This is a genomic window from Thiobacillus sp. (assembly GCF_030696885.1).
Lineage (GTDB): Bacteria > Pseudomonadota > Gammaproteobacteria > Burkholderiales > Thiobacillaceae > Thiobacillus.
In genome coordinates this window covers 33579-46426 of record NZ_JAUYRI010000017.1, presented here as the reverse complement: position 1 = coordinate 46426, position 12848 = coordinate 33579, and the positions used below count along the sequence as shown (strand labels likewise).

Sequence of the window (12848 nt, the reverse complement as noted above, 5' to 3'; positions counted from 1 at the left end):
TTCTAGTTGTCCGTTTCCGGCGGCGCGGGAATCTGCGGCAGCGGCAGCGGTGGCGGTTCCACCGGCACGCCGCCGGGTGGAGGCGGGGGCGGAAGCGGCTGGCCCGGGATGTTGAGCGTTGGCCCCGTCACATCGGAAATGGGCGATGGCGAGGGAATCCCGTCAATCATGGACGGCGCGCCGTCGGGGGGTGGCGGGGGCGCGTCGAACACCTGGGGCTGGGATGGCAGGCCGCCGCCGATGGCGTTCTCGGTGCCGCCGCGGAATTCGGTCAGCGCCGGCTGGCGGGTGGCGTCGCTGCGCAGGATGCGCGGCGTGATCAGCAGCACGATTTCGGTCTTGCTGCGCTCGTCGCGCTGATTGGAGAACAGCCGGCCCAAGAGCGGCAGGTCGCCGAGTCCGGGAATGCGGCTGGCGGTGCTGCGGTCCTCGTCCGAAATCAGGCCGGCCAGCACCTGGGTTTCGCCGTCCTTCAGGCGCAGCGTGGTGCCGGCGTTGCGGGTGCCGATCTGGTAGGTCAGCGTGCCGCTGTTGCTGCGGATTTCGCGCACGATGTTGGAGACTTCCAGCCCGACCTTGATCTGCACGTCGTCGCGCATCAGCACGCTGGGCTCGACGTCGAGCTTGAGTCCCACGTCGAGATAGGACACCGACTCCGAGATCACCCCGGTCGAGGTGGTGTTAGAGGTGATCACCGGCACCTTGTCGCCGATGTGGATCTTGGCTTTTTCGCGGTTCTTCACGCGGATGCGCGGGTTGGCCAGGATGTTGACGTCGCTGTCGTCCTTGCGGAGATTCACCATGGGGGTGGGACTAATGGCAATCTGGCTTGCCGTGATGTTCTTCAAGCTCTCGACGGTCAGCACAGAAGCGGGGGGGGTGGTGTTGGTGACCACGCCGCCCTGCCCAATGGTCGACGTCGTCGACGGTGGCAGGTTCAGCAGCGAGAACTGGTTCGGGTACTGCACGCCCAGTTCGAGCAGCCGCCCGCGCTTCACTTCCAGCACCTCGACATCGAGCATCACTTCCGGTTCGGCCAGGTCCTGCACCGCGATGATTTTTTCGGCCAGGCGGATGGCGTCGGGCGTGTCGCGCATGATCAGCAGGTTCAGCCGCTCGTCGACGTAGAGGTCGCGCGTTTTGACCAGGGTGCGCACCATCGCCATTGTGGCCTTGGCATCGGCATTGCCGAGGTAAAAGCTCTTCACCATCAATTCCTGATACGCCTTCTGCTTCTGCGGCACGTCGGGGTAGATCAGCAGCGTGTTGGCGTTGACCACTTTTTTCGACAACTGCCCGCTCATCAGCAGCATATCCAGTGCGTCGGCGATCGGCGTGTTGCGCGCGAACAGCGTCGCCTTAATGTCGAGCCGGACATCCTTGTCGAACACGAAATTGATGCCCGACTGGCGCGAGATCATGTCGAACACATTGCGCAGCGGCGCATCGCGGAATTCCAGCGTGATCGGCTTGCGGTAGACGGCGCCGAGTTCGCGCGGGCTCAGTTCGTCGGCCTGGCGCGCCGCCTGGATCTGCTGCAGCAGCCGCTGCGCGCCGGCGTGCCCCGGGTTTTGCGACAACACCTGGCGCAAGGCGAGCGTGGCCTCGTCGGTGCGGCCCGCCGCCAGCGCCTGATCGGCTTTCTCCACCGCCTGCTGATGCTGACGCGCCGTCGCCAGGTTGGCGTACAGCGTCGCCGCGCGCGGGTTTTCGGGATGCATCCGCAACACGCTTTGCAGCGTGGCTTCGGCCGCGTCGAAGCGGCCGGCATCCAGGTCCTGCTGCGCCTGCGTGAGGCGCTCGCTGGCCAGGCGTTCGCGCTGCGTGTGGTAGTAGGCCTTGAGCTCGATGTTGCCGGGCTCGCGCTCCAAGTTCGCGCGCAGGTGATCGAGGCCGGCTTCGGGCTTGCCGGCAGCGATCAGCTCGCGCCCCTCGTTGAGGCTGGTGCTGGCGCAACCGGCCACGCTCATGACAAGCAGCGCGGCGGTCAAAACGGAAGGGCGGGTGTACTGCAACTCAATCTCCTGTGCGCAGGCTGCGCGTCTGGTCCAGCGGTAGATAGGTGAAATTCAGCTGGCCGCCGGTGACTGGTTCCAGCCGCCAAACGCCGTCGAGCACCTGGCCCGCGCGCACGCTGACCGGCAGCGTGCCGCGCGCCAGGTAATACGTGGTCTGGCCGGCTTCCTGCCAGCGTCCCATGTAGCTGAAGGGCAGGCTCGGCGCCTGCGGAGGTGGCGGCGCGACATAGGGCTGCGGGGGCGGGGGCGGCGGCGGCACGTACCAGGTCTGTTGGGGGAACAGGTTGCTGCGCGACAGCGCCAGCCGCGGCGCGGCCTCGGGCGGCTGTACCGGCGCCGCCGTTTCGGCCGGCGCGGGAGACCGGGCGCGCGTCACCGGCTCGGCAACGTCGACCCCGGCATTCTCCGTTTCACCAAAAGCCAGCCACAGCGACCAGCCGACCACGCCGGCCAGCGCCAGGAACAGCAGTGCGCGACGCCGGGATGTGGTCATGGCGCCGTCTCCACGAACAGGCTCATCCGCAGTTCAGCCTGCAGGTCGGTCGACTCGATGCGCTCGCGCTCAAGTTTCAGTTCATCCAGCGTCAGGTTGGGCAGGCGTTCCAGCGCCGCCGCGAGGAAGGCGTGCAGCGCCGGGTAAGGCGTCTCGACCGGCAACACCAGCTGCCAGCGCGCCAGCGCCGTGCCGGCCTGCGAGGTCACGCTGTAGCGGCCACGCGGCAGCGCCAGCCCGTGCGACTCGGCCAGCTGTGCCAGTTCGCCGATCTGCTGCGAGGCCGCACCGGTCGGCGGCAAGGCGGCCAGCGGATTAAAAACGGGCGGCGTGGGCGACGCCTCGCGGGTGGCGGCGGCTACCCGCAGCGCGGCCAGCCGCTCCTGCTGGGCGACGATCGACCGCTGCAGCGTGCCGACGCCGAGCGTCTGCAGCAGCAGTGCGGCAACCAGCAGGCCGATCCCGGCCAGACCGGTTGCACCCAGGCGCCGCGCCCATTGCCGAAGCTGCCACAGCAGCGTGTTCATGGCTGCAACTCCACTGGCTGCAACTCCACCAGGAGATTGAAGCGCACCGGCTTCTGATCGGCTTCGGCCTGCACTTCGTGCTGGACCAGCGCGGCGCGCTTCACTCCCGGCTGCTGCTGCAGCCTGTCGATCAGGGCGACGGCCTCCGCCAGCGTGCGCGCCTCGGCCACCAGCTTGAGTTGCGAGCGGGCCTGGCTGGCGTCGAGCGACACCAGCGCAACCGTGTCGTCGAGCGCGTTCGCCAGCGCCTCGAATGCCGGCTGCCAGGAATAGGCGAGCAGGGCCGTGACATCGGTCTGCGCGGTCTGGGTGGCAACGTCGGCCGCCGCGGCCGGGCGCGCGGCCGCGCGGGGCGCCGCCTGTTCGAGCGCGGCGATCTGCAGGGCGAGCCCGGCTTCGGTCGCGCGCGTGGTTTGCAGGTTGTTCCAGCTCCAGCCCAGCGCCGCCGCGCCAACCAGCGCGAGCACGATGGCCCCTTTGCCGGGTCGCACGGGACGCGCATGGAAATCGAAATCGAGGCGTGCCATCTAGATGCCCGCCAGCGCGAGCGCGCCCTGGGTGCGGCTGTCATGCGGCAGCACCTGCCAGCGCGGGGTGCCGGTTTTAGGAGCCGTTACCGCGCCGGCGCCGAGCGCCTGGATCCACACCGTGACCGGCATCGGCAGTGCGGCCTGGGCGGCTTCGCGCTCGATCAGCTGCGGCAGCGCGCTCGCCCAATCGGCATCGGCAGGCTGCGCAGCGAGGTGATGCCAGACGCCGTGGCTGCCGCCGAATACGCTGAGCCAGCCGGCTTCGGCCAGCACCCACCAGCCGTCAGGCCGGGCCGGCAGGTGTCGCGCGGCATGGCTGGCCAGCGGGCGGATATGCACGTCGCGGCAGCCATGCCGCGCCAGCAGCGCGTCCAGCTGCTGCACCAGCGCAGCGTCCACGGCCGCGCCGACCAGCCCGTATTGCGGTGGCTGGCTGTGCACCTGCACCTGCCAGTGCGTTGCCGTCTCGCCATAGATTTCGCGCAGGCTGGCGGCCACCAGTGCCTGTTCCTCGGCGCGCGACAGTGCCTTGCCGGGCGGCGGCGTCAGCACCTGACGGACGAAGTGCTGCGAGAGCACGACCTCGACCCGCGGGCACTGCCAGGCGGGCTCGCTGAGCGCAGCGTCGAGCAGCGGCAGCAGGCTGGCGGCGGTGCGTACCGGCGACGTCAGCACGCGCGAGGTGCGCGCACGCAGCAGCGCCGCCTCGCCGGGCACAAGCGCGATGCGCAGCGTGTCAGACGGCCAGCGTGACACGGTTGATTTCCTCCAGCGTGGTATCGCCCGCCTTCACCCGCGCCAGCGCGGCGTCGCGCAGGGTACGGGTGCCGCCGCGTTGGGCGGCTTCCTTGATCTGGCCGATCGGCGCGCGCGCCACGATCAGCTCGCGCAACTCGTCGGTGAGCAGCAGGGTTTCGGCGATCGCGCGCCGCCCCTTGTAGCCGCTGCCGCGGCAATGCCCGCAGCCGCTGCCCTGAAGGAAGGTGTAGTCGCGGGTTTTTTCGGGGGTCAGGCCCGACAGTTCGAGCAGCTCGGCCGATGGCTCGACCGGCGCCGCGCAGTGCGGGCAGTTGATCCGCAGCAGGCGCTGCGCGACGATGCCGTTGAGCGCCGAGACGAAGCTGTAAGGGTCGACGCCCATGTGGATGAAGCGGCCGATGACGTCGAACACATTGTTGGCGTGCACGGTGGTGAACACCAGATGCCCGGTCAGCGCCGACTGCACCGCGATCTGCGCGGTATCGGCGTCGCGGATCTCGCCGACCATGATCTTGTCCGGGTCGTGGCGCAGGATCGAGCGCAGGCCACGTGCGAAAGTCAGGCCCTTCTTTTCGTTGACCGGAATCTGCAGCACGCCCGGCAGCTGGTATTCGACCGGGTCTTCGATGGTGATGATCTTGTCGCGGCCGTGGTTGATCTCGGAAATCGCCGCGTACAGCGTGGTGGTTTTTCCTGATCCGGTGGGCCCGGTCACCAGCAGCATGCCGTAGGGTTCGGCCGCCAGCTTGCGGATGCGCGCGAGCTGCGCCCCGGCATAGCCCAAGCCTTCCAGCGTGAGGCCGGCAAGCTCCTCCGACAACGCCTGCCGGTCGAGAATCCGCAGCACCGCGTCCTCACCGAACACGCTCGGCATCACCGACACCCGCACGTCGACTTCGCGGCCCTGAATCGCTACTTTGAAACGGCCGTCCTGCGGCACCCGGCGCTCGGCGATGTCGAGCTCGGACATCACCTTGATCCGCGAGATCGCCTGCTCGGCCACGTCGACGCCCGCTGCGTGGGCGATGTGCGAGAGCACACCGTCGATGCGGTACTTGACCGTCAGGCCGTGGGCGTCGGTTTCCAGGTGGATGTCGGACGCCCCCGCCTTCAGCGCGTCGTAGAGCGTCGAGCGCACCAGCCGCACCACCGGACTGGTGTCCTCGGCGATGCTGGCAAACGACAAGGCCTCGGCGCCGGAATCCGGCGCCGCCTGCGCGCCGCCGCCGCCCATCCCCTCCATCGCGCGCAGGCCTTCCTCGTGGCGCGCCATCAGCGCCGCGAGATCGGCCGGGTGGGCCAGCCCGGTGTTGAACGGCACACCCAGCACATGCGCGGCGTAGGCGCGGCTGGCGCTGTCCCACGGATCGGTCAGCAGCAGCCAGGTGCGGGCTTCGGCATCCTGCGCGACCAGGCAATGCCGCCGCGCGGCCTCGTTGAAACCGAGCTGGCTGAAGTCCACCGTCAGCGCATTGAGTGCGGCCATGTCGAACGCCGGCTGGTGGCTGTGCGCCGCGAGCAGGTCCAGGGTGGCCTCGGCGTCGAGGCCGAACTGCTCCTGCACCCGCAGCATCACCGGCTGGCCGGCGGCGCGCGCCTGCTCGCGCAGGCTGGCCAGCGTGGCCGGGGTGAGGGCGGGCTGCGGCGCGTTCACTGGATCGATCCCGCCAGCTCGAAAATGGGCATGTAGAGCAGCACCACGATCAGGCCGATGGTCAGCCCGATGAACACCATCAGCAGCGGCTCGAACAAGCGGGTGAACCAGTCGACCCAGCGCGCCATTTCATCGTCGTGGAAGATGGCGATGCGCTCCATCATCTCGCCCATGCGGCCGCTTTTTTCGCCGACGCGCAGCAGCCTGGCGGCGACCGGCGTGGTCAGCTCGCCGCGGGCAAACGCGGCCGAAATGGTTTCGCCGCGGCGCATCGCCTCCATCGCCGTCGCCGCGCCGCTGCGCAGGTGGGCGGACAACAGCCCGGTCACCATGCCGAGCGCCGGCACGATCGGAATGCCGCCGACCAGCAGCATGCCGAGGCTGCGGTAGAAGCGCGCCAGTTCAAAAGTGCGCAGGTGCTGGCCGACGGCCGGGAGACGCCAGGCCAGCCGGGTGAGCGCCGCACGCGTAGCAGGCTGGGCCAGCGCCACGACGAAGCCGGCAATCAAGCCGATCGCCCCCAGCGCGATCCAGCCGCCGTGCGCCTCGACCGCCTCGCCCCAGGCCAGCAACATTTGCGACATCCACGGCAGGTCGCGACCGGCGTCGGCATACACGGTGGCAAAGCGCGGCACCACATAGCCGAGCAGAAACCCGATCACCAACGTGCCGACGCCGATCAGCAGCATCGGGTAGATCGACGCCGACAGGACTTTTTTCTTAACCGAGTCGATCTGGTTCTGGTAGCCGACAAAGCGCGCGAGAGCCGGCGACAGGTCCCCGGTGCTCTCGGCCGCCCGCACGGTGGCGGCGTACAGCGGCGGGAACATCTCGGGCTGCGCTGCCAGCGCCGCCGAAAACGGCCGGCCTTCGCGCATGGTGGTGAGCAGGCGTTCGATCAGCTGGCGCGATTCGGCGCGCGTCTCTTTTTCGGCCAGGGTTTCCAGCGCCTCGGTCAGGGTCAGGCCGGCATCCAGCAGCGCGATCAGTTCCTGGGTGAACAGCAGCAGCGGAAACCGCGCCCGCCGCGCGGACAGCCAATGCCCGCGTTCGGCCACGACCGACAGCACCTGCGCGCCTTCACGCTGCAGCCGGCTAGTGGCCTCGGCTTCGTCGAGCGCCTCGACCGTAAGCGCCGTCACGCCGGCGCCGGGATGCAAGGCTTTGACCCGATAGCGCATTTACCAGTTGCCGATGTCGGCGTCGGCTTCGGTGCCGCCGGGGCGGCCGTCGCGGCCGAGGGAAAACACGTCCACCTCGCTGTGTTCACCCGGCATGCGATATTGGTACGGATTGCCCCAGGGGTCGCTCGGCACCGCTTTTTTAAGATAGGGGCCGCCCCAGCGCGCTTCGTCGGCCGGCTTGACATTCAGTGCCGCCAGTCCCTGCTCGGTGCTGGGATAGCGTCCGGTGTCGATGCGGTACTGGTCGAGCGCCTTTTCCAGCGCGCCGATCTGCGCCTGCGCTGTCGTCACCTCGGATTTGCCGACCTGCGAAAAATAGCGCGGTGCCACATAGCCCGCGAGAAGGCCCAGGATCACCAGTACCACCAGTAGTTCGAGCAGGGTGAAGCCATCTTGACGCGGTCGCAGGAAGGACGTTCTTATCGAAAACATGCGGTACTCCAGGCTGATTGGGGCCACCATGCCCATTCATTCATTGTGTGTGCAGTCATCAGGGGCAGGCGAGACCCGCACAAATGAGCATGTGCATCTTCGCCGAATTTTATGACATTGCAAAGACGACGGCCCGCGGCCGGACGGACGAGCTCTGCGAGAAGCGGGCCAAAGCACGGGATTGACACGGGGACGACGGCGCCAGCACAACACTCGACTCGCAGCGAATCCGGTGGGTCACAAGTGCCCGATTCGCAAACCGGACGGGACCATCAGCGCGGCAAAGTGCAGCGGCATGGCGCGCCTGAAGATCATGCTCGAGGCGCCCCGGAAATCCAACCCCACCATCGTGGTCATGAACATCGGCGATATCTTTCATGCCGGTGTCAGCCTACTACTCGCAGGTCAATGCCGGGACGACCTGCTGAACGCGCTGGGCATCGATGTCGGCGCGATCGGCAACGGGGGCTCATATTTCAACCCCGTCATTACACGGGCGCGCTCGTGGGTCTGGAGGGCGACAAGGCCGGGGCCCTGCCCTGTATCCGGGCGGCCGAAGTGTCGACATTCCTGCGTGTCGGCGCGCTGGAATGGGGAGCTGCGGCGACTTATGCTCTCGTTTTCCGAGCTGAACCGGCGGGGGAAACTCATTGTCTCGCACCATTTTCTCGAACGTTCGCTGGCCAAGGCCTAGCCGCATGCAGACCGTTTCCTTGTCGAGCATGTTTGGCAGGATTGCTTCAGTCATGTCGTGAAACCTCATCGAGTGTCGGATGTGGGATAGGGTGGGCCATTTATAGGGTCAGCCGGGGCCCGGCTTCACAAAAGGAACCGCCTCGCTTATACTGCCCAGCCTTTGCAGAACGGCCGGAATTTTTCTGCCGTTTGCAAGGGAAGACGGGCGCGGTTGACTGCGCGCAAGTGCCCGATTTTTTTAGCAGTTGCGTATAGGCCAGTTAGCTCAGTTGGTAGAGCAGCGGATTGAAAATCCGCGTGTCCTTGGTTCGATTCCGAGACTGGCCACCACCTCATTGATGAACGGCCTCCCGCGGGTTTCCCGCCGGAGGCCGTTTTGCTGTGCGCCGCGTCCACATTCCGGCGCCCTGCCTTGCCCAAAACCACCGATTCCGGTCGCTTGCTCGAAATCGCGCATAAATATTCGCATCTGGCAATTGATGCCGTACATAAGCTGTACTAATGTGAAGCTGCTTTTCCCCTCGACAAGAACCAGGAGACAGCCATGAGCAAGAAGAACAGCAAGCCCGCCCCCCAAACCGAATCCGCACTGAGCCGCCGAAAGTTCCTAGGCGCCGCCGCGGCGACCGCGACCGGCGCGGCGACGCTGGGTTTCCCCTCGATCGCCAAGGCGCAAGCCCCGATCAGCCTGCGCTTCCAGAGCACCTGGCCCGCGAAGGACATCTTTCATGAATATGCAGTGGACTTTGCCAACAAGGTCAACGCCATGTCCGGCAGAGAACTCCGGATCGAGGTGCTGCCGGCAGGTGCGGTGGTCAAGGCCTTCGACCTGCTCGATGCGGTGAGCAAGGGCACGCTGGACGGCGGCCACGGCGTGATCGCCTACTGGTACGGCAAAAACTCGGCGGTGGCGCTGTGGGGTTCCGGTCCGGCCTTCGGCATGGACCCCAACATGCTGCTGGCGTGGCACTACTACGGCGGCGGCAAGGAGCTGCTGGACGACATCTACAAGAGCATGAACATGGATGTGGTGTCGATGCTGTACGGCCCGATGCCGACCCAGCCCTTCGGCTGGTTCAAAAAGCCGATCACCAACGTCGAGCAGATGAAGGGCGTGAAATTCCGCACCGTGGGTCTGGCGGTGGACATGTACAAGGATATGGGCGCAGCGGTGAACCCGCTGCCCGGCGGCGAGATCGTGCCGGCGCTCGATCGCGGCCTGCTGGATGCGGCCGAATTCAACAATGCCTCGTCCGACAACCTGCTCGGTTTCCCCGATGTGGCCAAGATCTGCATGCTGCAGAGCTTTCACCAGGCCAGCGAGCAGTTCGAAATCCTCTTCAACAAGAAGAAGTACGACGCGCTCAATGCCGAGCACAAGGCGATCATCAAGCACGCCATCGAAGCCTCGTCGGCCGACATGTCATGGAAGGCCATCGACCGCTATTCCAAGGACTACATCGACATGAGCACCAAGAAGGGCGTCAAGTTCTACAAGACGCCCGATGCCATCCTGCGCAAGCAGCTGCAGTCCTGGGACAAGATCATGGCCGCGAAGAGCGCGGAAAACCCGGCGTTCAAGAAAGTGCTCGACTCGATGCGCAATTTCGCGGCGCGCGCAGCACGCTGGCAGAACGACACGAACGTGGACTACAAGATGGCGTACAACCACTTCTTCGCCAAGAAGAAAGGCTAAGCGCACTCCGCCGCCGGCGCGTGCCGGCGGCCTAACCCTTCGGGTTGTAACCTTATGCAGACACTCCTGATGGCGATCGACCGCCTGTCCACGTTCGTCGGTCGCTTCTTCGCCTGGGCTATAGCCGTTCTGACCCTCTTGGTCTCCTGGGAAGTGTTTTCCCGCTACTTTCTGAATCACCCGCACCCCTGGGCGCTCGACGCCCAGATCATGCTGTACGGCACGCTGTTCATGATGGCCGGCGCCTATACGCTGGCGCACCAGGGCCATGTGCGCGGCGACGTGCTGTATGGCGCGCTGAAGCCGCGCACCCAGGCCAGCATCGACCTGGTGCTGTTCGTATTCTTCTACCTGCCGGGCGTGCTTGCGCTGACCTGGGCCGGCTGGACCTACGCCAACGAATCGCTGGCGATTCGCGAGAACACCTTCAGCCCCGACCCGTTGCCGCTGTATCCCTTCAAGTTCGTGATTCCAGCCGCGGGTTTCCTGCTGCTGCTGCAGGGCATCGTCGAGATCCTGCGCTGCGTGGTCTGTCTGCGCGAGGGGAGCTGGCCGCCGCGCATGAAGGACGTGGAGGAAATCGATCTGGAAGAACTGCGGGCGATGGTCAAGGATGACGACGAACCCGCGGGAGGCCGGCCATGAACAGGGGGCTCGCTGTCGGCTTCGGCATCATGGCCCTGATCCTGCTGGCGATTGCCGTGCTGACGCCGTGGAGCACGCTCAACAACGGCCACATCGGCATCATCATGCTGTGCCTGATCGTGGTGGCGATGATGATGGGCTTTCCCAGCGCCTTCACGCTGATGGGCATGGGCGTGATATTTTCCTGGTTCGCCTACCGTTCGGTCGACCCCACGGTCGCGGTGCAGCAGACGCTCGACCTGGCGGTGCAGCGCTCCTACGGCGTGATGACCAGCGATGTGCTGATTGCGGTGCCGCTGTTCCTGTTCATGGGCTATCTGGTCGAGCGCGCCAACCTGATCAAGAAGCTGTTCCATGCCATCCACATCGCGATGGCGCGCATTCCCGGCTCGCTCGCAGTCGCCACGCTGGTGACCTGCGCCATCTTCGCCACCGCCACCGGCATCGTCGGCGCGGTGGTCACGCTGATGGGCCTGTTGGCGCTGCCGGCCATGCTGCGCGCCGGCTACGACACCAAGTTGAGTGCCGGCGTGATCGCGGCGGGCGGCACCCTCGGCATCCTGATTCCGCCGTCGATCATGCTGATCGTCTATGGCGCCACCGCCGGCGTCTCGGTGGTGCAGTTGTATGCGGGCGCCTTCTTCCCCGGCCTGCTGCTGGCGGGGCTGTATGTGATCTACGTCATCATCGTGGCCTGGTTCAATCCGCACTGGGCGCCGCCGCTGAGCCAGGACGCCCGCAGCGTGCCGCTGCCGACGCATATGGCGGCCCTCTCGGCGCGCCACGGAAAGCTTGCCCTGCCCGCACTGCTGCGTGCCGTAGCCGGGCGACGCGATGCCGCGGTTTCGCGCGCGGCGGTCGGCAAGGTACTGCTGGTCGCGAGCCTGCCGGCGCTGGCGTTCGCCCTCATCATGGGGCTGACCTGGAACACGCTGACCCAGCCGACCGAGGAATTCGACACCTCGGGCCTGGTGGAAATGGGGGTGTCCGCCGAGGCCTTGCGCAGCGATGTCGGCGAGGACACCGCCCCGGGCATTTCCGAACCGCCCGTTGAAGACGACCTCGCCCCCGGCATCGGAGAGCCGCCCGCGCTGGAAGAGCCGGCCGCTCTTGAAGAACCCCCAGCGCTGACCGAACCCGAAGCGCTGCAGTTGCCGCCCGCGCTGGAAGAGGCGCCGGCCGACGAAGCGCCGGCGCTGGCCGAGCCCGACGAAGCCGCACCGGCGACCGCCGACCGCGAGCCGGCCCCGGCGGCATTCTGGAAAACCGTTGGCGTCGGCGTAGCGGCGCTGGCAGTCGGCTACCTGCTGCTCACGTTCCCGCGGCTGGAAGTGTTCCGCATGCTGCTCACCTCCTTCTTTCCGCTGGCGGTGATGATCCTAGGTGTGCTCGGCTCCATCGTGTTTGGTCTCGCCACCCCGACGGAAGCGGCCGCGATGGGCGCGCTCGGCGGCTTCGTGTTGGCGGCCTTCTACATGGCCAACGAAAAACCACGCGAAGCACGCCGGCGCTGGTGGCCGAGCTGGATCGTGCTGTGGGGCATCTTTCTCGCTTCGGTCATCTGGTTCATCCTGCACCGGGCGCATGTGATCGCTGCGCCGCTGCCGCCGCTCCTGGGCCAGGCCTCGATGCTGGCCTTCCTCGTCTGGGCGGCGCTTGCCAGCTGGCAGGTGAAGCTGATTCCGATGCTGCGCGAGTCGGTATACCTGACCGCCAAGACATCGGCCATGGTGTGCTGGCTGTTCGTCGGCGCCAGCATCTACTCGGCGGCGTTTTCGCTGCTGGGCGGGCAGCACGTGGTCGAGCAGTGGGTGCTGTCGCTCGACATGACGCCGCTGGAATTCCTGCTGCTCACGCAGTTCATCATTTTCATTCTGGGCTGGCCGCTGGAATGGACCGAGATCATCGTCATCTTCATGCCGATTTTCATTCCGTTGCTGGCGCACTTCAACATCGACCCGCTGTTCTTCGGCCTCCTGGTAGCGCTCAACCTGCAGATGTCCTTCCTGTCGCCACCAATGGCGCCGTCGGCGTTCTATCTCAAGGGCGTGGCGCCGCCCAGCGTGTCGCTGGGGCAGATCTTCCTGGGCTCGATGCCCTTCCTCGGGCTGGTGATCGTGTCGATGGCGATCCTGTACATCTGGCCGCAGATCGGCCTGTGGCTGCCGGGCGTGCTCTACAAATGAAACCGACTGAAACCCGTTTTATCGAGGA

Annotated in this window: 12 protein-coding genes and 1 tRNA gene; 5 read left to right on the top strand and 8 right to left on the bottom strand. The window is 66.4% G+C overall.

Annotated elements, in window-relative coordinates; translation table 11 throughout:
* Nucleotides 1–2: 2 nt before the first annotated feature.
* From Q8R61_RS08040 to gspG, 8 genes are read right to left on the bottom strand one after another with little or no spacing between them, the layout of a single operon-like run.
* Nucleotides 3–2015, bottom strand: a complete 2013-nt coding sequence (locus Q8R61_RS08040) for a secretin N-terminal domain-containing protein (protein WP_305536029.1) — start codon at nt 2013–2015, stop codon at nt 3–5.
* A 1-nt stretch (nt 2016) separates the two neighbouring features.
* Nucleotides 2017–2511, bottom strand: coding sequence for a hypothetical protein (locus Q8R61_RS08035; protein WP_305536027.1), 495 nt, complete (start codon nt 2509–2511; stop codon nt 2017–2019).
* Nucleotides 2508–3038, bottom strand: coding sequence for a GspMb/PilO family protein (locus tag Q8R61_RS08030; protein ID WP_305536025.1), 531 nt, complete (start codon nt 3036–3038; stop codon nt 2508–2510). Before Q8R61_RS08030 ends, Q8R61_RS08035 begins: the two co-directional genes overlap by 4 nt.
* On the bottom strand, nt 3035–3565 hold the full coding sequence (locus tag Q8R61_RS08025) for a PilN domain-containing protein (protein WP_305536023.1): 531 nt from the start codon (nt 3563–3565) through the stop codon (nt 3035–3037). The genes Q8R61_RS08030 and Q8R61_RS08025 overlap by 4 nt, the downstream gene beginning before the upstream one ends.
* Nucleotides 3566–4324 carry a hypothetical protein gene (locus Q8R61_RS08020; protein WP_305536021.1) on the bottom strand — a complete coding sequence of 253 codons (759 nt, stop codon included), beginning with the start codon at nt 4322–4324 and terminating at the stop codon, nt 3566–3568.
* Nucleotides 4305–5981 carry a GspE/PulE family protein gene (locus Q8R61_RS08015; RefSeq protein WP_305536019.1) on the bottom strand — a complete coding sequence of 559 codons (1677 nt, stop codon included), beginning with the start codon at nt 5979–5981 and terminating at the stop codon, nt 4305–4307. Before Q8R61_RS08015 ends, Q8R61_RS08020 begins: the two co-directional genes overlap by 20 nt.
* Nucleotides 5978–7162 (bottom strand): type II secretion system F family protein, encoded by a 1185-nt coding sequence (locus tag Q8R61_RS08010; protein ID WP_305536017.1) that lies wholly within the window; start codon nt 7160–7162, stop codon nt 5978–5980. Before Q8R61_RS08010 ends, Q8R61_RS08015 begins: the two co-directional genes overlap by 4 nt.
* Nucleotides 7163–7597: a type II secretion system major pseudopilin GspG gene (gspG, locus tag Q8R61_RS08005; RefSeq protein ID WP_305536015.1), complete on the bottom strand. Its 435-nt coding sequence runs from the start codon at nt 7595–7597 to the stop codon at nt 7163–7165. It lies immediately after the preceding gene.
* A gap of 295 nt (nt 7598–7892) precedes the next feature.
* Here gspG and Q8R61_RS08000 point away from each other — a divergent pair, with 295 nt between their 5' ends.
* The 5 genes from Q8R61_RS08000 to Q8R61_RS07980 all read left to right on the top strand — a co-directional run bounded on the left by Q8R61_RS08000 (nt 7893) and on the right by Q8R61_RS07980 (nt 12820).
* Nucleotides 7893–8291: a hypothetical protein gene (locus Q8R61_RS08000; RefSeq protein ID WP_305536013.1), complete on the top strand. Its 399-nt coding sequence runs from the start codon at nt 7893–7895 to the stop codon at nt 8289–8291.
* 256 nt (nt 8292–8547) lie between these two features.
* A tRNA-Phe gene (locus Q8R61_RS07995) sits at nt 8548–8623 on the top strand.
* Nucleotides 8624–8837: 214 nt separating this feature from the next.
* On the top strand, nt 8838–9989 hold the full coding sequence (locus Q8R61_RS07990; RefSeq protein WP_305536011.1) for a TRAP transporter substrate-binding protein: 1152 nt from the start codon (nt 8838–8840) through the stop codon (nt 9987–9989).
* Nucleotides 9990–10043: 54 nt separating this feature from the next.
* Nucleotides 10044–10634, top strand: a complete 591-nt coding sequence (locus Q8R61_RS07985) for a TRAP transporter small permease subunit (RefSeq protein ID WP_305536009.1) — start codon at nt 10044–10046, stop codon at nt 10632–10634.
* Nucleotides 10631–12820: a TRAP transporter large permease subunit gene (locus Q8R61_RS07980; protein WP_305536007.1), complete on the top strand. Its 2190-nt coding sequence runs from the start codon at nt 10631–10633 to the stop codon at nt 12818–12820. Before Q8R61_RS07985 ends, Q8R61_RS07980 begins: the two co-directional genes overlap by 4 nt.
* The last annotated feature ends 28 nt before the right edge of the window (nt 12821–12848 follow it).